At 64.6% G+C, this 20,472-nt stretch carries 25 protein-coding genes and 2 tRNA genes; 26 read left to right on the top strand and 1 reads right to left on the bottom strand.

Annotation, left to right across the window (positions count from 1 at the left end; all coding sequences use genetic code 11):
• Positions 1–483: 483 nt before the first annotated feature.
• Positions 484–1,209 carry a GGDEF domain-containing protein gene (locus tag BLV72_RS04435; RefSeq protein ID WP_167746312.1) on the bottom strand — a complete coding sequence of 242 codons (726 nt, stop codon included), beginning with the start codon at positions 1,207–1,209 and terminating at the stop codon, positions 484–486.
• Positions 1,210–1,698: 489 nt separating this feature from the next.
• Here BLV72_RS04435 and BLV72_RS04430 point away from each other — a divergent pair, with 489 nt between their 5' ends.
• From BLV72_RS04430 to BLV72_RS04305, 26 genes are all read left to right on the top strand, one after another.
• The gene (locus BLV72_RS04430; protein ID WP_093460426.1) at positions 1,699–2,145 is read left to right on the top strand and encodes a helix-turn-helix domain-containing protein; all 447 of its coding nucleotides are present in this window, start codon (positions 1,699–1,701) and stop codon (positions 2,143–2,145) included.
• 40 nt (positions 2,146–2,185) lie between these two features.
• Positions 2,186–2,782 carry a hypothetical protein gene (locus BLV72_RS04425; RefSeq protein WP_143059751.1) on the top strand — a complete coding sequence of 199 codons (597 nt, stop codon included), beginning with the start codon at positions 2,186–2,188 and terminating at the stop codon, positions 2,780–2,782.
• Positions 2,779–4,005: an MAB_1171c family putative transporter gene (locus BLV72_RS04420; RefSeq protein WP_093460423.1), complete on the top strand. Its 1,227-nt coding sequence runs from the start codon at positions 2,779–2,781 to the stop codon at positions 4,003–4,005. The genes BLV72_RS04425 and BLV72_RS04420 overlap by 4 nt, the downstream gene beginning before the upstream one ends.
• 13 nt (positions 4,006–4,018) lie before the next feature.
• A complete protein-coding gene (locus tag BLV72_RS04415; protein WP_244320649.1) occupies positions 4,019–5,437 on the top strand; it encodes an NAD(P)/FAD-dependent oxidoreductase in 1,419 nt (472 codons plus the stop codon).
• 784 nt (positions 5,438–6,221) lie between these two features.
• Complete coding sequence (locus BLV72_RS04410) at positions 6,222–6,824, top strand: hypothetical protein (RefSeq protein ID WP_208905535.1); 603 nt, start codon at positions 6,222–6,224, stop codon at positions 6,822–6,824.
• A gap of 682 nt (positions 6,825–7,506) precedes the next feature.
• Positions 7,507–7,725 carry a hypothetical protein gene (locus BLV72_RS47210; RefSeq protein ID WP_143059750.1) on the top strand — a complete coding sequence of 73 codons (219 nt, stop codon included), beginning with the start codon at positions 7,507–7,509 and terminating at the stop codon, positions 7,723–7,725.
• 187 nt (positions 7,726–7,912) lie between these two features.
• The gene (locus BLV72_RS04405) at positions 7,913–8,320 is read left to right on the top strand and encodes a hypothetical protein (protein ID WP_143059749.1); all 408 of its coding nucleotides are present in this window, start codon (positions 7,913–7,915) and stop codon (positions 8,318–8,320) included.
• A 178-nt stretch (positions 8,321–8,498) separates the two neighbouring features.
• Positions 8,499–8,885, top strand: a complete 387-nt coding sequence (locus tag BLV72_RS04400; RefSeq protein ID WP_093460418.1) for a hypothetical protein — start codon at positions 8,499–8,501, stop codon at positions 8,883–8,885.
• A gap of 115 nt (positions 8,886–9,000) precedes the next feature.
• Positions 9,001–9,369 (top strand): hypothetical protein, encoded by a 369-nt coding sequence (locus tag BLV72_RS04395; protein WP_093460417.1) that lies wholly within the window; start codon positions 9,001–9,003, stop codon positions 9,367–9,369.
• Positions 9,370–9,971: 602 nt separating this feature from the next.
• Positions 9,972–10,580 carry a DUF8033 domain-containing protein gene (locus tag BLV72_RS04390; protein WP_093460415.1) on the top strand — a complete coding sequence of 203 codons (609 nt, stop codon included), beginning with the start codon at positions 9,972–9,974 and terminating at the stop codon, positions 10,578–10,580.
• A 2-nt stretch (positions 10,581–10,582) separates the two neighbouring features.
• The gene (locus BLV72_RS04385; RefSeq protein ID WP_143059748.1) at positions 10,583–10,981 is read left to right on the top strand and encodes a hypothetical protein; all 399 of its coding nucleotides are present in this window, start codon (positions 10,583–10,585) and stop codon (positions 10,979–10,981) included.
• 62 nt (positions 10,982–11,043) lie between these two features.
• Positions 11,044–11,301, top strand: a complete 258-nt coding sequence (locus tag BLV72_RS04380; protein WP_093460412.1) for a hypothetical protein — start codon at positions 11,044–11,046, stop codon at positions 11,299–11,301.
• 120 nt (positions 11,302–11,421) lie between these two features.
• The gene (locus BLV72_RS04375; RefSeq protein WP_093460411.1) at positions 11,422–11,691 is read left to right on the top strand and encodes a hypothetical protein; all 270 of its coding nucleotides are present in this window, start codon (positions 11,422–11,424) and stop codon (positions 11,689–11,691) included.
• Between the two features lie 463 nt (positions 11,692–12,154).
• Complete coding sequence (locus tag BLV72_RS47205; RefSeq protein ID WP_143059747.1) at positions 12,155–12,418, top strand: hypothetical protein; 264 nt, start codon at positions 12,155–12,157, stop codon at positions 12,416–12,418.
• Positions 12,419–12,724: 306 nt separating this feature from the next.
• A complete protein-coding gene (locus BLV72_RS04365; RefSeq protein ID WP_093460408.1) occupies positions 12,725–13,204 on the top strand; it encodes a hypothetical protein in 480 nt (159 codons plus the stop codon).
• Positions 13,205–13,360: 156 nt separating this feature from the next.
• Positions 13,361–13,969, top strand: a complete 609-nt coding sequence (locus BLV72_RS49620) for a DUF7178 family protein (protein WP_244320648.1) — start codon at positions 13,361–13,363, stop codon at positions 13,967–13,969.
• 26 nt (positions 13,970–13,995) lie between these two features.
• Positions 13,996–14,069 (top strand) — tRNA-Leu (locus BLV72_RS04355).
• A 221-nt stretch (positions 14,070–14,290) separates the two neighbouring features.
• Positions 14,291–14,833, top strand: coding sequence for a hypothetical protein (locus tag BLV72_RS04350; protein ID WP_093460406.1), 543 nt, complete (start codon positions 14,291–14,293; stop codon positions 14,831–14,833).
• A gap of 183 nt (positions 14,834–15,016) precedes the next feature.
• Positions 15,017–15,091 (top strand) — tRNA-Ile (locus tag BLV72_RS04345).
• A 179-nt stretch (positions 15,092–15,270) separates the two neighbouring features.
• A complete protein-coding gene (locus tag BLV72_RS04340; protein WP_208905534.1) occupies positions 15,271–16,098 on the top strand; it encodes an adenine nucleotide alpha hydrolase family protein in 828 nt (275 codons plus the stop codon).
• Positions 16,099–16,304: 206 nt separating this feature from the next.
• The gene (locus BLV72_RS04335; protein ID WP_093460405.1) at positions 16,305–17,081 is read left to right on the top strand and encodes a hypothetical protein; all 777 of its coding nucleotides are present in this window, start codon (positions 16,305–16,307) and stop codon (positions 17,079–17,081) included.
• Positions 17,081–17,326 carry a hypothetical protein gene (locus tag BLV72_RS04330; RefSeq protein WP_143059746.1) on the top strand — a complete coding sequence of 82 codons (246 nt, stop codon included), beginning with the start codon at positions 17,081–17,083 and terminating at the stop codon, positions 17,324–17,326. Before BLV72_RS04335 ends, BLV72_RS04330 begins: the two co-directional genes overlap by 1 nt.
• Positions 17,323–17,649 (top strand): hypothetical protein, encoded by a 327-nt coding sequence (locus tag BLV72_RS04325; RefSeq protein ID WP_093460402.1) that lies wholly within the window; start codon positions 17,323–17,325, stop codon positions 17,647–17,649. Before BLV72_RS04330 ends, BLV72_RS04325 begins: the two co-directional genes overlap by 4 nt.
• A gap of 172 nt (positions 17,650–17,821) precedes the next feature.
• Complete coding sequence (locus tag BLV72_RS04320; protein ID WP_093460401.1) at positions 17,822–18,301, top strand: hypothetical protein; 480 nt, start codon at positions 17,822–17,824, stop codon at positions 18,299–18,301.
• Positions 18,291–18,671 carry a hypothetical protein gene (locus BLV72_RS04315; protein WP_093460399.1) on the top strand — a complete coding sequence of 127 codons (381 nt, stop codon included), beginning with the start codon at positions 18,291–18,293 and terminating at the stop codon, positions 18,669–18,671. Before BLV72_RS04320 ends, BLV72_RS04315 begins: the two co-directional genes overlap by 11 nt.
• Before the next feature lie 607 nt (positions 18,672–19,278).
• On the top strand, positions 19,279–20,463 hold the full coding sequence (locus tag BLV72_RS04305) for a DUF932 domain-containing protein (RefSeq protein ID WP_093460396.1): 1,185 nt from the start codon (positions 19,279–19,281) through the stop codon (positions 20,461–20,463).
• The last annotated feature ends 9 nt before the right edge of the window (positions 20,464–20,472 follow it).

The following is a 20,472-nucleotide window of genomic DNA, read 5'->3' as shown; positions in this document are numbered from 1 at the left end:
TTGCTGGGAGTCGGTGATGCTCGCTGCGGGGCATTTGTGCCTTCCACGCTAATGGTTGCTGTCGGGGTGTCCTGGACGACTGCCTCTCCATGCCCACCAGGTGGAAGGCGAGGAGGAGAAACCTGGGACTGGTCAGAAGCGGTTCATCAGGACAGGGCGGGACAGCCCAGTACGGACCCGGAGGGGCGGTGTGGGAAGGGCTGGGGACAACGACGAACCAGCCCTTGCCCAGTGCACGACTGCCCGGTGCGCTCCAATGGTCGGCTGTGGAACGTCGGACGAGAAAGTACAGGTGCGGCTCCCTGCCCTCCAGGTCTGCGATAACGGCGCCAGGTGTACATCGGATCTGGGGACGGAGGATGCCAAGGACCTGGTATCCAATTTCCGCCGAGGTGCGAATCGCGTCCCACCAGAGGCCTGTCGCGATGGCCTCGCGTTTTCCTCTTGGTGGAATCCATGCGGGCAGCCACTGGCGGAGGCCGTTCATCGTTCTGCACGGGCGAGTTGGCGGAGCACGTCGGTGAGGTCGGCGTGAAGCTGCTGGGCCGACTCGGGCGACAGTACAAGTGAGCGGGAAGTGGAGGGGGCGGTCTGCAAGTAGCGGGCGAGCGGAATGCACACCTCACCGTCGGCCAGCTGGTGCACCTCTTCGACTGCCGGATTGCGCCCGCCGTGGGACGTCGGGGCTTGCGAGCCTGCGATGCAGATCTGATTGCCTCCGCTGCGCTTGGCATCGCGCAATGCCACGTCACACTCCAGCAGCAGCTCGGACAGGTCGCCGGGGATCAAGTCCGTGCAGGCGGCCACGCCCATCGAAACGGTCCATCCGGCGATGGTCACGGCCGAATCACAGCTGGCCATAGTGTGTACGGACAGGCTGCTGATGTGGACCTGGATGTTCTGGGCGACCGCCAGGGCGCCCTCCAGGTTGGTGTCGGGCAGCAGGATGAGGAACTCGTCCCCGGTGTGTCCCCCGTAGCGGCCGACGATGCCTCGTTCGCCACTGTGATGCCGTAGCGCCGTTGCCGCGGCGCGGAGCACGGCGTCTCCTGCGGGGTGGCCGTACAGGTCATTGATGTCCTTGAAACGGTCGAGATCGACCAGGATCAGGGCCAGGGGCCAGGGCCTGTGGCGGGCCTGGAGTAGTGCTTGAGAGGCGTCGTGGTCCCATCTGCGTCGGTCGAGGACGCCGGTGAGCGCGTCGGTCAAAGGGGTCTGGCACGCCGGGCAGCAGGCACCCCTTCCGAATGAAGGTTCCTCCTGCTGCGTTTCACCTCTGGGTAAGCCGTCGGCCGGCGGAGGGGGTTGTGGCAGCGGGCGGGGGGTGGCAGTCATCGGTTTCTCCCGGCGCTGGAGCGCTGGGACTCACGGACGGCCGCTCACGCTGGCTTTCAGCGAGCCCGCCCTGGGCGGGTCGGCCGTCTGGCATTGCGCGCTGGCTGGTCCCCCGTGCTCAGGCAGAGCGCAAGTGGCTGACTCGGTCATCGACTGGTGACCGATTGCCCCACTGTGGGTCCTCGGTGCTCCTGCGCATGACGTAGATCAATTGCAGGTTGACTGGCCGGATGGTTCATTCAACCAGTGGTTGATGAGTGGCGGTGCGTGAGTCTAGACTCAGGTCCGCCAGGGCTGTCAACCGGTGGTTGAGAACTGGGAGTTCGTGACAGCTCCGGCCAAACGCGGTGGAGGTGAGGGCCCATGTCCGATGCCGAGCCGAGTGCGACTCTGGCCGAACGACTGAACCGCCTGTTCCACAGCATCCGTCCGGATGGCCCGAACGGGCGCGCATACACCAATGGTGAGGTGGCCGAAGCCGTCAAGCAGGCGAACCCCCGCATCCGGGTCGGAGGCGCGTACCTCTCGGCGCTGAGGACCGGGGCGAAGAAGAAGCCTTCCGTCGAACTGCTCACGGCCCTGGCGCGTTTCTTCGGGGTCCCGACGGCTTACCTGCTCGAGGAAGCCACCGCTGCACAAACCGACGCCGAGATCGAACTCGCCAAGGTCGCCCACAACCTGGGAGTGCGGCAACTCGCCCTTCGGGCCTTGGAGCTGACCCCCGAGGGCCTTGCGGCGGTGACGAAGATCGTCGAGCACGTGCTGGAGACTGACAGGACACCACCAAAGCCACCTGAAACGAAGGACTGAGCATGTGAACCGGGCGGGGCCGGGGGCGTGGATGCTCGTCATGGTCTGGAACACGACCAACCAACAGCGGCACGGTGATCCGATGGACCTGAAGGCAATGCGCCGTAGTTGCAAGGCGCTCGTTCGGGATCTCGACCTCCCTGTCCCCGCCGAGCCTGACCAAGTGGTGGCCGCCTTGTGCGGGCGCATGAGGCAACGGCTCAACCGAGCCGTACATCACCGCCTCGTCTCTTTTCCACCGGACACAGTTAGCGGCTTATGGGTGGCCACGGACAGCGCGCACTACATACTTTGCGAGAAAGACACCAGCCCTTGGCACCAACTTCTCATCACCTGCCATGAGTTCTGGCACATAGAGGCGGATCACGAGGCCACGCTGGCGGCCGGCGAAACCTCCACCCGGTTGGTGTTCCCTTCGTTGGACCCCGACACAGTGGCCCGCATCGTTGCCTCCCGGACTCATTGCAGTAGCGAGGCAGAGCAGGAAGCGGACTTCTTCGCCTCGCTGCTAATGGCCAAGGTGAGCCGCTGGATGCCGAACGAGATCTGGACTATGCCCGAATCGCCCGCAACCGCAGCGGTGGTCCGTCGGCTAGAAACTTCCTTGGGACAAGCCCCAGATGAGGGAGAAGAATGAGCAATCCGAACGCCGTTTTATGGACCTGCTCGTTAGTCGGCTGGCTCGGGCTGTGCTTCAAGCTCCGCGATCTGAAGCAGGCACCGCATAACCCATTGCGAAGGGCCGTATGCATCATGCTTGCCCTCGCATCCATGTCCATGTTCTCGGCGGCCCCTGCCTCGATCGCCTTCATCAACAAGATCACAGGCACACCTAATCTGGCCGCCCTTTTCGTATATGCGATCATCGTCGCATTCAGCGCCTCGGCACGTGTCACACTCGCCTACTGGCTTCACCCTTTGGACCGCGCACGAAGCGCCGCACGCCGGTGGACCGCGACGTACACGATCTTTATCATGGCACTGATCGCCCTCTTCGCCGCAGGAGAGGCCCCCATCGAGCGCCGCGTGGACTTCGACACCTACTACTCCAGCACTCCCTTCATCCGCGAATTCATTCTCCTATACCTCATCGCCCTGGCCATCGCTGACATTGCCTTGATGGGGCTCTGCTGGAAGTGGGCCGCGCTGGCCGGCCGACCCTGGCTACGCCGGGGCCTGAAAATAAACGCCGTTGGTGCAAGTTGTGGCCTCAGCTTCAGCCTTGCCAAACTCGTCGCGGTGATCGCCCGATGGTACGGCACGGACTGGGACGGGCTGAGCACCCATGTGGCTCCCCTGTTTGCGGCACCAGCAACCGTATGCATGGCTATCGGCCTCGTACTGCCTTCACGAGGCCAGCACCTGACGCACATGCGCACCCGAGTCAGCCGGCGCGGCGCCTATCGAGAGCTGTATCCGCTGTGGAGCGCCCTGCGCCAGGCCACCCCAGCCATCGTGCCAACAGGCCGCATCCCGCGCGGCGATTTCGAGCTGCGCCTCGTCCGGCGCTTGGCAGAGATCAACGATGGCCGTCTCGCCCTGCGCTCCTCCGTTGACCCACAGGTCAAAGACCTCGCCTTGCGCCTCGGCAGAGAAGCTGGCCTTTCCGGCTCCGAGCTCCGCGCGGTTGTAGAAGCGGCTCGCATTAAGGCCGCCGTCGACGACAAGGCGCAGCACATCAAGTTTCCACCGGACACGACGACGGACGACCCACAAGGCGGGGCCGATGGGATCGGTGAACTGGCCTGGCTAGTAGAGGTCTCGCGCGCCTTTGCGAACTCTCCAGTCGTCCGCGAGGTACTTATCCAACTCCGAAAGGCGAGAGAGGAAGGTTCGCTCACCCCGACCCGGAAGGAATAACGAGTCTGCTGCTATGGACGGAGACACCAGCCTCATGCGCACACCCGCACACGCTGTCGTCCTCGGCGGAGGGCTGGCCGGGACACTGGCCGCCGCGGCGCTGTCCAGCCACATGGGCAAGGTCACCATCGTCGAGCGCTATCACCTGCCCGACGGCCCAGGAACCCGCAGAGGAGTCCCGCAGGCCCGTCATGCCCACCTGATGTGGTCAGGGGGCGCCCGCGCCATCGAATCACTCCTACCCGGCACCATCCGACGATGGACCGCGGCCGGCGCCCGAGAGATCGGAGTGCCCAGCGGGCTGGTCTCCCTGACCGCTCAAGGGTGGCTGCGACGCGGGCCGCGGATGCAATTCATCATCATCTGCAGCCGCGACCTCCTCGACTGGGTGGTACGCAAAGAGGTACTCGCCAACAACCGGATCACCATGGCTCCTCCCGGCCAGGCCATAGCGCTCCTCGGCAACCCCGCTCGCGTCACCGGCGTACGAGTACGCGACGAGGCGAGCGGTCGGGAGACGGAGCTCCAGGCCGACTTCGTCGTCGACGCCACCGGCCGCACCTCACAGGCCAGCTCGTGGCTGGCCAATCTCGGACTCACCGCACCAGCCGAAGAGACCGTCGACTCCGGCCTCACCTACGCAACCAGAATCTTCCAAGCCCCGAAAGGGACGCCGCCCGACTTCCCCCTCATCAACGTCCAGGCCGACCACCTAGCGGCGCGCCCCGGACAATCCGCCACCCTCATCCCCATCGAAAACCGCCGGTGGCTGGTCACTCTCTCCGGCACCCGGGGCGGTGAGCCTCCCACCGACGCATCCCGCTTCGTCGACTTCGCACGCGGCGTGCGCCACCCCATCGTCGGCGACCTGATCGCCCGTGCACGCCCTGACAGCCCCGTTTACAGCTCCCATAGCACCGCAAACCGACGACGGTACTTCGAACGACTGCCCCACTGGCCGGACGGATTCATTGTCCTCGGCGATGCCGTCGCCACTTACAACCCGATCTATGGCCACGGCATGTCCGTCGCCGCCCGCAGCGCAGCTGCACTCCACCATGGACTGGCACAGCACAGCATGCGTCCCGGAGCCGCCCGCCGCATCCAGCGAACCATCGCAGGCACTACCGAAGGCGCGTGGACGACAGCAACCAGCCAGGATGTGCTCTATCCCCAAGCCATCGGCGCACCCCCCACCATGGCGGCGCGCCTCCTGCAGCGCTATGTGGACCGGCTCGTCAGGACTGCGAGCGACCGTCCCGCGGCCGCGGCAGCCTTCTACGGCGCCTTCGCCCTCTCCAAACCGATGTCACAGCTGCTGTCCCCGAAAGCAGCCCTGGCCACCCTCCTCGGCCCTACCCGGCCCGCGCTTTCTACCCCTCCCCTGAGCGACGAATTACTATTCTTCGCGAGTCCCTGTTCCGCGAGATAATAGCGTCATCGGCCGTCGGCGATAGATATAGCATATCGATGGCGAGGCCACTTGCTCAGCGGCTTCCAGGCAGTTGGTGAGCCTCTGCCCGCCTTGCTATGCATTACATGCCAATCTGGCTTCCAATCTCTCTGCCAACTGGGCTTCCAATTCCCCTTCCTGCTAGATCGGAAGACCCTTTGACCGGTCTTGTCGCAGGTCGGGGCGTTGCAGCCCCTACCTGTGCCGCCCGCAACTCGATACCCAGGGGCGCCTGGGAAGACAGGGCGGGGAGTGATTGAGGAGTGACGTAAGGGTAGTCACTTCATTGAATTGCGTGACTGAATCTATTGCTTGCCTTAGTGGCGTGTATCTTGGATGTCTTTTGCTCAAGGGTTCGCTTTAATCGATTGACTCAATCCGTTCCGGAATTGCAATGATCGGTCGCGGCGGCTCGATAATGGCGAATTTTGTAAAGAATTCGAAAAAGGCGACTCCGGCTCTTGCGTTGAGCGTAAATCGCGGGAGAATTGAATTACCGAGACGCAGTACACCATGTACGTGTCGCGAACGATCGGGGACGATCGTGTTCAATCAACCATCAGGTAAGGGAAACCCGGGCGATCGGCGGCGCGGAGAAGTCACGGCGGAGGACATGAAACGCGTGACTCCAGCCGATTTCGCGGAGCTGCAAAAGGCCTCACGCGGATACTGCCGGACCGTCGACTCTACGCGTTCACGGAAGCGTATGGACGGAAGTGCGACGGCGGCGCGTAGCGGTTATGCGCTGTACGGGACGGATGACGTGAGCGACGACGTCACGCAGGATGCCGTTTTGATCTTCGCGAAGAGGCTGGGCGAGATCATCGCGACGTGTGAAGTTTCGGCCGTTTGGATCGACTCCCGCGAACCGTGTGCGTGGCAGTACATCCGGCGAGACGGCGAAACGATCATCGTCACCTGTAAAACGCTCCAATACTGGGCAGTGCGCGACGCTGCGGCGCGGAACGGGTACCGGTTGGACGTCAAGCCCGATGAAATGGACGTCATGCCGGGACAACAGATCACACGCGGGATCCCGCACGCGGACAAGCTGAGCACACTCGCGGTGACTCCCTACCTGTCGGGCAACAGCGAAACGATCTTTCGCTCGGCTTGGGGTGACGGAAGTGAGTACCCGACCCTACGCCGGATGCTGCGCTACGCGAGCACAGCGGATGATCTCGGGCGTGCCGGAGTCATAGGCAAGACAGCGCAAGAAATGTATGGTGGCCCGCTCAATTCGTCGTCCAAAGTTCAGCGTGCGCGGGATACTGGCGCCAAGGAATGGCGCGCGCTTTCCGCGTCTCTCGATACTGCGCGGGATGAGCTGATTTATCGCAGCACACGACCGCAGAAGGACGACTAGGAGCGGTTGGCACGCTCCCGGGCCCCGAACCGCAGAGTTCGGGGCCCGCGTGCATGCGAGATCGGTATTTGGAGGGTTCTGCTATCCGTATGTGGGTCAGAGCGCATCTCGGCAGTAGCCGAGTGGGTCACGCTCGCGTTGGTGAGCGAGTTAGGTGCTGCGTCAGATAAGTGCGTCGACCCCGTGAGCGGTTTTAGGAAAAGCTTGACGGATTCTCCATGATCGGTATTCGGGGGATTCGGCGGCCCGTATTTGAGTGAGAGAGTATTGACGCTCAAACGGCGCGGTGCGTGGTCTTCACCTACGAGGTGCGTGCGGAATCATCTCTGCCGCAACCAAGGGTACTTAAGAAGATCTTCGAAGAATCCCCACAAGATCGGTATTTGAGGGTTTTCGAGGTCCGTATTTAAGTGAGACGCTAATTTGGCGATGCGACGAGAGATCGCGGATCCTTCTTCGCTGTCGCTGTGGGCATGAAAGGTTTTGCGAAACTGTCTCGCGTGATCGGTAATCGGGCCGTTTTAGATGACGCATTTATGTGAGAGCACTTCATGCCTCACCGGATCGCGCCCGTCCGGCTCGCCACGGTGCGGGATTTCCGACAAGACGCGGCCGCCCGCGATCACAAGGCTCTCAGGGATGCCGCTCTGGAGCCGCTTGCCTGATCGATTGGAGAGGGATCATGGCACCTTCCATGTGGAATGCGATAAACCCAAACAGCTCCACAGTGCGCCAGCTGATCACGGCCGCACGCAACCGTGAGCTATACGACGTCGACTGGGACTCGGACGAGGGTTCCTGGGGCGTGATCAACAGCCGTGGTGTGTTTATTCAGCACACCCACAGCCGTGAGGCGGCCCGCGTAGCGGCCCGTCACCGTGATGCACGGGAGGGGCTGTGACGTCCGCGTTGCCAGCAGTGGTCACTGGCCTTGCCGTGACGGCCTTCGTCGGAATCCGGTCTCTGATCACCCGATGGAAGCGCCGAAGTGACGACACGTCCGACTGAGCCCCACTTCAGCGCGCGTCCCGTACGTGCGCTGACTGGGGTGCTCATGCCGGAGCACCCATGACCCACTGGAGAGGACCATGGAAACTGCGAGCGCGATCGAGTTAGTGAATGACGTGATCTACAAGTCGGGCTGGACGTTCACCGCCTGCGATCACACAAAGCGGTTCGAGAGCACGATCGTTGTCCGCGTGGATTACCCGGCCCGCAACAGTAACCGGGATCAGGCGGCGGCCGGGTATCCGCAGGAGATCACCACTTACGCGGAGTTCCCGCTGGTGGTCAAGGACCGCACCGACGAAGACCTGTACGCCGCGCTCCTTGAGATCGTCATGTCCATCGAGGAGCACGAGGCCAGGGAGTTCCTGCGGGTGCGGCCGACCGGCTGGGCGCCGTTCCATCCGCATCGGGCGACGGGTATGCGCCGCTGGGCGGCCCGCAACGGCAATACCGACCTGCTGGCCGATCTTCAGTTCGGGATCGCGTGATGTCCGACCGAGCCTTGCACCTGATCACCTGGTGCGCTCTGGCGGTATCAGCCGTATGTCAGATCATCTTCTGGACGCGCAGGTGAGCGCGCCTGCCGCGTGGCATGGGTGCGGCACCCCTAGCCGAACGGGGTGCCGCCGCCCGTCCGTTGCAGGCACATGATCAAGGAGAGGGATCGTGCAGCTCATCAACGATGCCACCGCCTCCGTGGTCGAGCCGGGTTCCATGATTCACATGGTGTCGGGCCCCACCGCTGGCCAGGTGTGGCGCTTTGAGAGGGTCATCGACCACGCGACCGACGGGCACCGCGTGCACGTTACGCGGCCTCACCCAAAGCTCGGACGGATCCACCGGGAGTACCACCCCCGCCTGTTCGGCTGCTCGGTGGCGATTGACGTCCACTGGTACGCCGATAAGCAGCGTCTCCTGCGGGGTCTGTACGTCGTGGCCTCCCAGACTGTGCTGTTGACGCTGGGCGGAATCATCGCCTGGCTGGTGGCGGAGTACGGCAACGCCGAGTGGGCCGGACTCCTGGCCATGCTCGGCGTACACGCTGACCGCTGACTGCTGGACCACAGGGACGCGCGTCCATGCCGGGACGCGCGCCCCCGTGGTCTTGCAACCCGCGAGACTCCCGCCATGCCGGGCGGGACCGTGATCAGCATGGAGAGGACTGATCATGGACACCCTGACCACGCCTGCCGTGGAATCCCTGTACGACGAACTGTTCCTGAACGGCGGGTTCACGATCATGACGCGCCCGGACGGGAGCGCCTACATACCCACCGACGGGTACGCGGTGAGCCTCACCTCGACGCAGCACACCATCCCCGCCACCGCGCCGTTCGACGCATTCGCGGACCTGGTCCGCAGCGTCACGGCACGATACGGGGCTGCGGACGGTCTGGGCGGGTGGCTGTCCGACGGAGTGATCTATGTCGACCCGGTCGAGATCCTCCCCGATCAGCGGGACGCGATCTTAGCCGGAAAGGGGCGAGAGCAACTGGCGATCTTCGACCTGGCCGCAGGCACAGAGATATCGCTGTAACTGCCGGGGCGCAGAAAGGCGCACCCCGCTGGTGGCGTGCACATGGCGTACCTGGGGGAACCACCCGGATGCGGCCAGGCTCGAGATGTCGTTCGTCGACGCCACCTCGGAGAAGCTGCCGTTCGACACGGCCACGAGCCAATTCGTCCACTGCCCGGACAACCTGGACCGGGGTCGTACCCCGAGGGGTGCGTGACTCATGAGCTATACCGCCAGGCTGCTCAAAGCTCAGATGGCGGGGCCGTGATTGTGTGCTCGCTCGCCCCGTACGAGGGCCGGTCGGTGCAGTACCGCCCCCGCCACCGGAACGACGCGCAGCCTTGGGTGCTCGGGGGCTTCCGCTACAGCGGGCGGGAATGCCATGCGGTCAACGGCAAATGATCAGACCTGGTGCCTCAGGCACCTCTCGCCCGTGAAGCCAGCACGTCGACGATTCCGGTCAAGCCAAGGAGACCGGCGGCTCTGACCGACCGTCGCCCCACAGATGAGGGCCGCCAAGCGTCGCCTGCGGGGATGCCGCCCCGTGGCGCCCGCGTACCGGACGCGGCGCCGGGCGCCTTGGTGGCCCTCACGGTCCCGCATCGTTGGAGAGGACAGGACCTGTGAAGAAGTTTGCCACGCACTCATGGGCCACGCGAGAGGCGCTGGCCCGACGCGAACCGTTCGGCACCTACGGCGCCTTTCACGCCGTGGAGGGGTATCACCTCCAGTTCGGCAACCGGCTTCCGCCCCACTGGCTCGAGCAGTACATCGAGGACGGTGCCGACATCACTTACACCGTCCTCAGCTACCGGACCCCGATCGCGTGGGTTCTGCGCTGTGGGGCGGTTGTCATCCCGGACGTGAAGTACTCGCGGACTACCTCGGGGCACCAGGAACTGCTGCATGCCCTGAGCGAGACTGCGGAGGGCCCGCTGGCCATCGCGGCGCAGGAGGAGCGGCAGAAGGCTCGAGAGCGGGCCACGCGGCTTCGTCAGGCCCCTGCCGCCAGCGCCCCGTGCGATCAGGCCGTGGCCATCGCCGCCGAGGAACCGGCGTGGTGCGTCGTGCGTGAAGGTGCCGGTGCGCTGGAGGGGCCTCCGGACATTGTGGCGCGCATTGACGACGTGCTGTCGCGCCGCGTGCCGGTCAACTCCGGCGAGGCCGCGATCTACAGCGCCGAGTATCTGGAGCGCAAGCACGGCACCCGCGACTGGCAGGAAGTGGCGTGATCATGAGCTACACCATCGAGATCACCCGCAGCGTCGTGAGCTACCGCACCTCGACGGGCGTCACCCCGACCGGCGGGCGGTACGGCGGTGAGTGGATGGAGGGAGAGACCAGAGTCATCGAGCCGTCGTTCACGGTGTGCGAGGCGTACGACGCGTGCGACGCCGAATGGTGGGAGGGCGACGTGGTCGCCTGGGCCATCGACAGAATCGACCGGACTGGCGTGACTGACCCATCCACCTACCCGATCGGTGACGCCGTACCCGAGCACGCTTGGCTCCACGGCCGGTACGAGGACCCGTACGAAGGCGACAGCAAGGTCACCGAGACATCTGTACGGCTCACCGGCGACTGGTGCCCGCAGCAGCGGGCGAAGGCGTTCCACAAGGTGAGCCGCCTGTGACCACGGCACTCAGACATCGGAGAGCCACGCGCCTGCCGACTCGTTCCCGGAAGGGAGAGGTGATGACCGCAAGTAGCAGGGACTTCGCGACCGAAGCCAACCTGAACGCGTTGTTCTGGCCAGCAGACCCGGAGGACCCGACCAGTCTCCCGTCGATCCAAGTCGGTGGGGTTCAGGTCTTCGTCTACGTGGACCCTTGCAGCGCTTCACTACGGGTGTCTGTGCACCTCGATGAAACTGCCCCCGAGCTGCTGACCGAGAAGGAGACGGTCGCCATGCAGATCAAGGTCGGGGACGACGACGTCTTTGTCGCGCACTGAGCCACCCAGTACTCCCGCACCCCTTCAACTCCCCTCCCAGAGGTGGTGCGGGGCCATGACAGGGCCGCTGCCATGCCGGGTGGCGCTCCTGGCGATCACGAGAGAGGAGAGGACGAGACTGTGATCATCGAGGAGATACGGGAGCCGGAAGAGCTGACCAAGATCCGTGTCGAGCTGACGGTGACCGAAGAGGTGACCTACGACTTCCCGATCACTCTTGAAGTCCCGCCCGAGGTCGCCGATGACATTGAGGCCCTGACGAGCCATCTGGCCGAGCACGAAGATCTGTGGCTGGACTACCTGCCGATCGACGGACGCAACGGTTACTTGACCGTGAACGAACGCGACGTTGATGACGTCAAGGTCCTTCCGCTGAACACGGCAGCGTGATCGCCGTGGACCGCAATGGCAACGCTGACCCCCGACCGCGCTGACGCGCCGTTGTACGAACTGCCTCAAGAGCAGTGGTCGGAGGAGCCTCGGGGCTTCACCGCGTAGGACCCGAGCACTACGACGGAGAGCGGTCTTACACCTACGTGGTGAGCGACCACACCACCGAAGGCGCCTGCGCTGACGTGGCACATGCACGAAAGCGAAACCCTGGATGCACATGTGGTCGCGGCTGACTCACCCCCGGGCTCCCGTCTGCATCGACCTGGTCTGCCACCTCACCAGCGCAGCGTCAGCCGCTCCGACCAGATCCCTGGAGATGAACCTCCTTCCTGTGATGACACGACTAGAAAGGGAGTACCGCCATGAAGCACACCGGACCGGTTCCGAAGCCCCCTTCGTTACCCCGGACAATGTCCTCAAGTCGACCTCCCCGGAACGGGGACTGTCTCACCTCCTCACCGTGCTCGAATTGCTGGGCGAGTGTGACTACTTCGCAAGCGAGGACGGCTGGGCACGCTTCGACGCTGACCTGGCCCCGCTCCTTGTCGGGGACGTCGTCTCCGATCTTCTCGCCTACCTACACGAGTCCGGAGGGCTCCCTGCGATGCACCGCGCCGTCGAGGAAGCGGTCGAGCAGCTCGCCACCGATCTTGAACTCGAAGCGGACAACGGTGCAGGGCCGACGCTCCAGGAACTGGCCCTGAGCACCACCGGCACGCATTGAGTCAGATCGTCGGCACCTTGTCACCAGTCTGGAAGATCAGCGGTGCCGGCCGAGCCTGACGGAACGGGACGGGCACGTCGACGCTGCTCCAGCCAGGCGCGCGAACGAACGCGCCGTACGTCCCACACCCGCGCGGCCGTAGGCCCAGACACAGAGCCTGGAGTCCCCGCGCATCGGCCATCCCGCTGGAGCCAGTCCACCGCCGTGTCCATGCGTCATCCCGCGGACCGCTGCCTGAGCCTCCGGTAGCGGTCCGTTGCTGTGCACCCTTCGCTGCATACCAATCATTATTCGAGGTCTTTCGCCATGAGCATCGCCAGTCGTGCCGCCTCCGCCTACGAGCAGTTGCGGCGGCATTCGACCCATCCACTGATATCTGACAGCAAAGCAGCTGACATCGCGCGGGCCGCCGTGCGCCTGGCGGCGTTGCTGGGCATCGATCCGGCGCACGTGCAGCCGAACCGCAGTTGGAACTCCCTTGTGCTGCCTCTTGCTCCGCTCACTCTTCGTGCGAGCGACCCGGAGGACGAACGGCAGGTCTACACGTTCTCCTACCGCGATCCGATCTACGACGACGAGCCGTTTTTCCTGCTCGGCCCATGTCCAGTTTGCGGCGCCATGGTGCCGCTCGCCGAAGTTCGTAGTTTGGCGGACCTTGGGGCTTTCCTGGACCAAGGGCCCGCACCCCTGCTAAACAACGGGATGCTGCCCAACAGTTACCCAGATGAGTTCGACCGGGACCCCGCCCATTCCTCGACTTGCCCGTTCCGAGAAGGAGAGAGCTGATTGGCCATCAGGCCGCAGGTCGCCTACTCGAGATCGGTAATCGGGCACTTTTGGGCACCGTATTTGAGTGAGCGGCAAGTAAGTGGCTGTTCTCGGTTCGCTGGCCGCCACTAAGGAACTCTGAACCCAATTCGTACACCTGGAGGGAGGCACGTCGTGATCCCCGTCAAGGCATCCAGCGAGACGCGTGAGAGATACGTTGAAAACATCATTTCCGTATGGCGGGCCGCTACTCCGGAGCAGATGCAGCGTGGTCGAATGTGGTATCACGCCGCGAACGAACTGGCCTCGCTGATCACGGACGGCGATGCACGTTCCGGCGCTGGTGTGATCGCCGCACTGTCCGCGAACAAAACCTGGTCGCAGAACTGCCGCTTAGCCCGTCGGGCGTACGAGACCGGTGTGCTTTCTGGCCACGTCAAAGACGCCTTGGCCAAGGCTGCCAAGATCATGGCTGGTGCGGACCCCGCAGATGTGCTGCCCATGGAGCGCAAGACGGGAATGTTCTTCCGATGCATCGCCGACCCTTCTGATCACGATGCTGTCGTAATCGACCGGCATGCCCACGATATCGCAGTGGGGGAGACGTATGGCAATCGTGACCGCGGTCTGGGCAGCTCCAGCCGTTACGCCCTGCTGGCGAACTGCTACAGCGAAGCTGCGCTCCGGCTCGGCGAACTGCCCAGCACCGTCCAGTCCGTCACCTGGGTCGTCCATACCGAACGCATCGCAGGTACCGCTACGCGTGGTACTCGGAGGCCGTAGGGCTAAAACCCTTCCCGTGCCCGCTTGGGCCCGTAGCTCAGAGGCAGAGCATGCGTCTTAAAAACGCGAAATGTCGCCGGTTCGAATCCGGTCGGGTCCACGCCCCCAGGATCCGCAGAGAGATCGGTAATTGAGAGTTCTCTCCTTCTGTATTTCCGTAGTCCAGTCGAGAGGACTATCCGCAGTTGCCCCAGTAATTACTCCCCCCAGCAGGCGAGGAGTGATCACAGTCAGGAGGGCATTCATCCCGGGCGACCAACTGCGGCGCTATTGCAAAGCACAGAGCCGCTACTTCGCATTTCCGGCACTGGAGGTTGCTCATTGAGCACACGTGGTTTCCTCGGCTTCGTAGTCGATGGACAGGAGAAGATCGCCTACAACCAGCACGACAGCGCTCCTGCTGGCCTCGGAATTACCGTAATGGCATGGGCGGAACTCGCTGATCTCGAGGCAGCCCGAAGGGCGGCCCACGACTTGCGTGTTGTCACGGACGAGGACACACCAACCGCACAGGAGATCCAGCGGCTGAAGCCGTACACCGACGACCTTGAGCACATCGGCCGAGAGGGGCCGACGTGGGACGAACTGTTGTGGAAGACGCAAGGTAATCCACTGGCCATCCTCACCTGTGGCTACATCGCGGATGCTTCCGCTTTCGCCACGTGCTTCGCCGAGTGGGGCTACCTGGTGAACTTCGATTCCGGCGAACTGGAAGTCTATCGGGGCCAGCAAGAAGCCCCGCATCATGACGGCCGGTTCGCCCACCGTGCCCGAGCCCAAGAAGCCTGCTGGCCTGTTCGGCTGGTAGCGACCTTCCCGCTCGACCGGGCCGACTACGGCGGACTTCAGGCACTGAGCGACTGACATGCGCTTCTCTCCGCTCAGAACTCTGCGGTCGAGGACCGGCACCGGGGCCGTGAGTCAGCCGCCCGATTGTCGCCTACTCGAGTCCCAGACCAGCGGCTGGCCTTTCCCCCCGCCCCCGGGCCCGGCCGCTCCCCGGGCCGCGCTTCGCCCATGGCCAGCGAAGCGCGGCCCACACACTCGGGTTGCGTAGCTCAGTTGGTAGAGCGCCGGTCTTATAAGCCGATGCGGTCGCGGGTTCGAGTCCCGCCGCAACCACTCCTAACCGTGCGAACCAGATTGGAGTACCAAGTGTGCGCCGACTTCGCTAATGGGAACGCAGCAGCCTCTCTCAACGGTTGGTCTCCGGCCACGGACCTTGAACCGGCCGTCACCCGCGCCTGTGACTCATTTCCCTGCACACCCGCCTTCCCGCGTTTCTCGGTGGTGTGAGGAGCGTGATCCGCCGCGTGGTCCAATTCTCCGGTGGGATCGGCAGCTGGGCGGCCACCCAGCGCGTCCTCGCAAAACACGGCACGCAGGACCTGGTCCTGCTGTTCGCTGACACCCTCGTCGAAGACCCGGACTTGTATCGCTTTGTGCGCGATGCCGAAAGTCAGATCGGGGTGCCAGCCACGCGTGTCGCCGATGGACACACCCCCTTTGAAGTCTTCTGGCAGAAGCGGTTCCTCGGCAACAGCCGCTTGGCGCCGTGCTCAGAAATCTTGAAGCAGCGTCCATGCCGACGTTGGCTGGAGGAGAACGCCGATCCAGCTGAAACTGTGCTGTACGTCGGTATCGACTGGTCGGAGCAGCGTCGCACGCCCGCGATCGAACGTGGCTGGACGCCATGGACAGTCACCTTCCCGATGTGCGATCCGCCCTATCTGACGAAAGAAGAGATGCTCGACCAGGCCCGTGCGGCCGGCCTTGAGCCACCTCTGCTGTACGCCCTCGGCTTCGGACACAACAACTGCGGCTCCCTGTGCGTCCGCGGTGGCCACCGCCACTGGACTCGGGTGCTGGAGGTCTTTCCGGATCGGTATGCGGAGGCTGAACGCCAGGAGCGGGAGCTGCGCGATGAGCTGGGCGACGTGGCGATCCTGCGCGATCGTTCCGGGGGCGGGTCCCGCCCCTTGACGCTGACCGAATTCCGCGAGCGCCAGGAAGCAATGCAGGGAGTTCGGCGGCGTGAGACGTCCGGGTCTTCGCAGAGCAGCGCGGCAGCTTTGGAATCGGGACGCGTCGCCCCACAACGATCCGCCCGTAGCTCCCCCGTGCGCTGACCGAGAGCTCGGCCGCCTAGGTGATCGCACGTTCTGGCGGCGGTAGCGCTCTGTCGATGCCGCCGGGCGCTCCGCGGCCTCAGCGACATCCGGTCCGCTTCGCTCTGCTGAGCGCCTGCGTCTGTAGCACCACACGCACCGCGACATCTTCTTCAGCGGCTCACCGGTTGGGAGCCGCCTTTTCATGCCCAGAAACGGAGGAAAACGTGCGGTCCAGTCTTGCCGAGTTCAAGCGCCGTGCCCAGAACTGCACGGCATTCCAGTGCGTCAACCATAAGCACCCCCACCTGTCCGGCCCACGGACCATCAGGTCCATCGGCCCGAGAACCATTCCCTACGCCATCGAGGGTTTCCCGAACACCGGACGCACCGAGTGGCCCAAGGCGGGCCTCTATCGCATCGAGGGCAACAAGATCACGTGGCTTCACGACGGCGATGGGAGTGACTGCTTCACCTATATCTTCCCCTTCGACAGCGACGCCGAGCCCCGGCATCTGGCGCCGGAGCAGGCCAACGCACTGCTGGCTGGAGCGATCGCCGTAGGCGAGCACCAGCCGAACGGAGTCACGGTGTGGCACCACGACGGCTGGCGGTACCCAGTGACCTGGGGTGGTACTCCTCCGGCCACCCTCCCGGGCGAACTCATCGACGCGCACGTCCTGGCCACCGGGTCGGGCACCTACCACGTGGACCTTTCCGTCGGCGGGACGGCGTGGTACCGGACCCTCGAACCGGCCGTTCCCCGCCTACTGCTGACCGACGTGACCCACTCCGAACGCGACGGTGCCCGCTTCACCCGGGAGGGCTGGACCTTGTACGTCGCCTACGCCTCCGGACTATGCGTACGCCTGACACCCACCGGCCTTGATGGACAACTCGTGGACTTGGCCCTGCTGGTGACTACGCAGGGACTCGGATGGGACGACTCGGGCGTCGCCCTGGACATGGCCGAGCGGGTCCTCAAGACCGCCGGACTGCACTGATGACAGCCGACGGAGTTCCGGAAGTAAACGTGGCCACGGATGTCACCTACTTCGAATGCCCGGGCGCGCTGGACTTGCTGCCTTTCATGGGGCTGCACGTAGTCGCACTTCTCGACGGTCAGCTGGTATGGGGCGGCCAACTCATCGCCATCAGCGACAAGGCTCATATCCGCAAATACACCGGCGAGATCGCCGAATTCCCACTCAGGGAGACCGTCTTCAAATGCGTTCGGGAGACGCGATGAGCAAGAAGCGAAAGGGCCAGAAGAGCGAGCCCTGGGTGCATCCCGACATCCTCCCGGCAGAAATCGTCAAAGTCACCGATCCCTCAGGCAAGGTCCGGGTCGGCTACCACGTCCACGACATCGAACACCGAGACGGCCGTATCGCGGCTGTCTGGCTCGCCAGCCCCCGCCGCAGCGCGGCGGAACGGTACGTCGCCAGCGACCGCTGCCGCGTCGAGCCGCTGTCTGAGGAAGAGATGGGGCAGTTGCTGGAAGAGCGCCGAAGCGCAGCCCAGCACCACAGGCCCACCCCGATCGACCCGATCGAGGGGACGGACCGCTGACGGCCTCCTCCACCCCGAACAACCCCCGACGCCGTACGACGACTTGCCTCAAGCCACGTAATCCGCGCCGCGGACCGCTGCGTGCCATGTCACGCCCACGAGCTGGGCCGCAACGGCTGCTCAGACGACGCCCGGGGCCTGGAACGACTACCAGAGCAACCAGGAGCAGGGAATGAACATCACCAAAGAGATCACCGACCGTGTCGAGACCTACGAAAAGGCTCGCGGCGCCATGCTGACGGCCGAACACACAGTTAGGGACGGATACCACCAGGGCCAAGTCGCTCGGCTGTACGCCCGTCTGGCGGCCGACGCCGCCGAACTCGTGCAGGAGCTGACCAGGGAGCAGCGCGAGTATTTCACGATCGTCGCGGATTGGGAGACGGCTACCGGCTCCGACGGCGAGACCATGTCGCCCGACCTGATGCCCGTCGTGATCACCGTGCAGGCAGAAGACCAGGAAGCCGCCTACCTGGCGGCGGCGCAGAAGCTGTACACCTATTTCGGCCCAGCCATCGAAGCCCTGGGGCGTACGGACATCGTGGCCGAGGAGTTCTTCGGCCACCAGGGCTGGACGGCACTGTTGCGCGTCGGGGCCATCTTCCGGGGTCTCCCGCCGTTGGCCGACACCGAGCTGCGCCATGTCATCTGAGAAGAGACACACCGCGCACAGCAATGCTGATGACGGAGGCGAGTACTTCCAGTTCCTGGCCTTCCGGTGGGACGTCGCCAAGGCCCAGCAGATCGCACGAACCCTTCCTGTCCGCCGCCTGGACCCCCAGCCGTGGTACCGGTTGCTCAGCGCCGTACGGCTGGACGAAGACCACATCGCGCACGCTGACCTAGAACGCCCCCTGATCCTGGTCAGGATCCGTGAGGTCGGCGGAACCGCACTGATCATCGACGGATGGCACCGACTGGCCCGTGCTCGGCGCGACGGAGTGGCGGATCTGTCGGCCATCCTGCTCGATGAGGACCAGGAGTTCGAGGTCCGGATCTTCGGTGGCGAGAAGTCCCTGTAGGCCCCATCACCACCCAACTGGCAGGGTCCTGCGTCCGGTGCCCGTCGTCATTGTCCTTGCCCCGAGAGGAGGAAAAATGATCGAACGGCACGAGATCGAGAACGACCTGCTCGGTGAGATCGCCGAGCACTTCACCGCCTGCGGCGACGAACCGAGCACGTACGCGGGCCTGGTGATCGAGTATGCCCCGGCAGCAGCAGGGATTGGTCATCCTCCGGGCCTACGACCGCACATCCGGCGCCCCGTTCTTCGTGACCGCCCGCGTGCAGGTGCTCCTGGGGTCAACGACGCCCCCGGCCGCCAGCCGAGGAACGGGACTCTTTTGGCAGCTCCCGTGGCGGCGGGCCGGGCCCGCAGGAGACTGGGCCCAGTGAGGCCAGCGTCCGGGGGTGGGTGACGGCTCCATTTACCTGATCACCCAGTCGCCTGGCCGACATCCAAGGCTCCGGCGGCGGCTTTGTCTGCATTCCCCGCCGCCGGTCCCGCCCCGCCCACGCCGCGGGGCGGGCTCGGGCCCTCTCCTGATCTCCCTCTTGCAGGAGAGGGCCCCTCCGTACTCGCAGCGGCTGCCATCCGATGCACCACCTGTTGGAGAAAAGGAGCATGCATGTCCACTGACGTCAACGAAGCGTTCGCTGCCGAACGTGCTGGCCAGTTGGAGGACGCGCGTAACTGGGAACGCGCTCTCCAAGACCGCCTCGCCGCCGGGACGGTGGAGCGGCTGCCCGACGGCCGCTACCGAGTCCTCACCGGCTGGGACGCCGGAGAGATCCTCAGCGCCCGCGGCGTCCCGCAGCACGGCCTCGACCTCACCCGTGGCACAGCAGCCTTGTACACATCCGCTCCGGCATGGCACTCCCTGAGCAACGTCGTCCCCGGAGGCATCAGCGACATCGACAAGGTCCTGGAACTGGGTGGCATCGACTACGGCGTCGAAACGGTTCCGGCCACCTATCTCTGGAACGGCGAGTCCCATGTGGACCATGAACTGTTCCACACGGTGCGCACCGACACCGGCGGCTCCCTGGGCGTCGTCGGCAACGGCTACGAGGTCATCCAAAACCGGAGTGCCTTCGAGTTCCTTCAGGAACTGGTGGCCGACTCCGGCGTCGTCTGGGAGACGGCCGGAGCCCTGCGGGGAGGCAAGAAGGTCTTCGTTTCCATGCGCCTGCCCCAGCACGTGACCGTCGATGCCGAGGGCATCAACGACCAGATCGAGGCGTTCATCGTGGCGATCAACAGCCACGACGGACGATCCCCCTACCAGGTCGTGGTCACCCCCTGGCGCCCGACCTGTGGGAACACGGAGCGCTTCGCCGTCAGGGACGCGATCACTCGCTGGAAGATCCGGCACACCCGCAATGCCACCGACCGCGTCAAAGAGGCGCGCCGCACCCTCGGCCTGTCGGTGAATTACTACGCCCATTGGGCAGCCGAGGAGACGGCACTGGCCCGCACGGAGATCGCGATCGACGAGTTCAATCAGATGATCGACAGCCTGTGGCCGCCGCAGGAAGCCACGGGTCCGCGCTCGGCACGCAACCGCGAGGCCCGACGCGACCGGCTCCACGGCCTGTTCGAGGGCGAAACGCAGCGCACTGGCCACACCGCCTACGCCGCCGAGCGCGCTGTGACCGAGTACCTGGACCACTACGCGGACATCCGTCCCAGCGCCGCCTCCGGTCTCAAGGGCAACAAGGCTGCCGCACGCGGCCTGCGTCTGCTGGAAGGCACCGACGACGAACTGAAATCCCAGGCGCACCGCCGCCTGATGCTGCTGCGCCAGCACTGACACCCTGCT

Source organism: Streptomyces melanosporofaciens (assembly GCF_900105695.1).
GTDB classification, from domain to species: Bacteria; Actinomycetota; Actinomycetes; order Streptomycetales; family Streptomycetaceae; genus Streptomyces; species Streptomyces antimycoticus.
This window is presented reverse-complemented; position numbering and strand designations above follow the sequence as displayed.

Bases quoted from the DNA above. Each gene is read 5' to 3' on its own strand.
- BLV72_RS04430 (WP_093460426.1), top strand. From the start codon at position 1,699: ATGTCCGATGCCGAGCCGAGTGCGACTCTGGCCGAACGACTGAACCGC.
- BLV72_RS04425 (WP_143059751.1), top strand. From the start codon at position 2,186: ATGGTCTGGAACACGACCAACCAACAGCGGCACGGTGATCCGATGGAC.
- BLV72_RS04420 (WP_093460423.1), top strand. From the start codon at position 2,779: ATGAGCAATCCGAACGCCGTTTTATGGACCTGCTCGTTAGTCGGCTGG.
- BLV72_RS04415 (WP_244320649.1), top strand. From the start codon at position 4,019: ATGGACGGAGACACCAGCCTCATGCGCACACCCGCACACGCTGTCGTC.
- BLV72_RS47210 (WP_143059750.1), top strand. From the start codon at position 7,507: ATGGCACCTTCCATGTGGAATGCGATAAACCCAAACAGCTCCACAGTG.
- BLV72_RS04405 (WP_143059749.1), top strand. From the start codon at position 7,913: ATGGAAACTGCGAGCGCGATCGAGTTAGTGAATGACGTGATCTACAAG.
- BLV72_RS04395 (WP_093460417.1), top strand. From the start codon at position 9,001: ATGGACACCCTGACCACGCCTGCCGTGGAATCCCTGTACGACGAACTG.
- BLV72_RS04385 (WP_143059748.1), top strand. From the start codon at position 10,583: ATGAGCTACACCATCGAGATCACCCGCAGCGTCGTGAGCTACCGCACC.
- BLV72_RS04380 (WP_093460412.1), top strand. From the start codon at position 11,044: ATGACCGCAAGTAGCAGGGACTTCGCGACCGAAGCCAACCTGAACGCG.
- BLV72_RS04365 (WP_093460408.1), top strand. From the start codon at position 12,725: ATGAGCATCGCCAGTCGTGCCGCCTCCGCCTACGAGCAGTTGCGGCGG.
- BLV72_RS04330 (WP_143059746.1), top strand. From the start codon at position 17,081: ATGACAGCCGACGGAGTTCCGGAAGTAAACGTGGCCACGGATGTCACC.
- BLV72_RS04325 (WP_093460402.1), top strand. From the start codon at position 17,323: ATGAGCAAGAAGCGAAAGGGCCAGAAGAGCGAGCCCTGGGTGCATCCC.
- BLV72_RS04320 (WP_093460401.1), top strand. From the start codon at position 17,822: ATGAACATCACCAAAGAGATCACCGACCGTGTCGAGACCTACGAAAAG.
- BLV72_RS04315 (WP_093460399.1), top strand. From the start codon at position 18,291: ATGTCATCTGAGAAGAGACACACCGCGCACAGCAATGCTGATGACGGA.
- BLV72_RS04305 (WP_093460396.1), top strand. From the start codon at position 19,279: ATGTCCACTGACGTCAACGAAGCGTTCGCTGCCGAACGTGCTGGCCAG.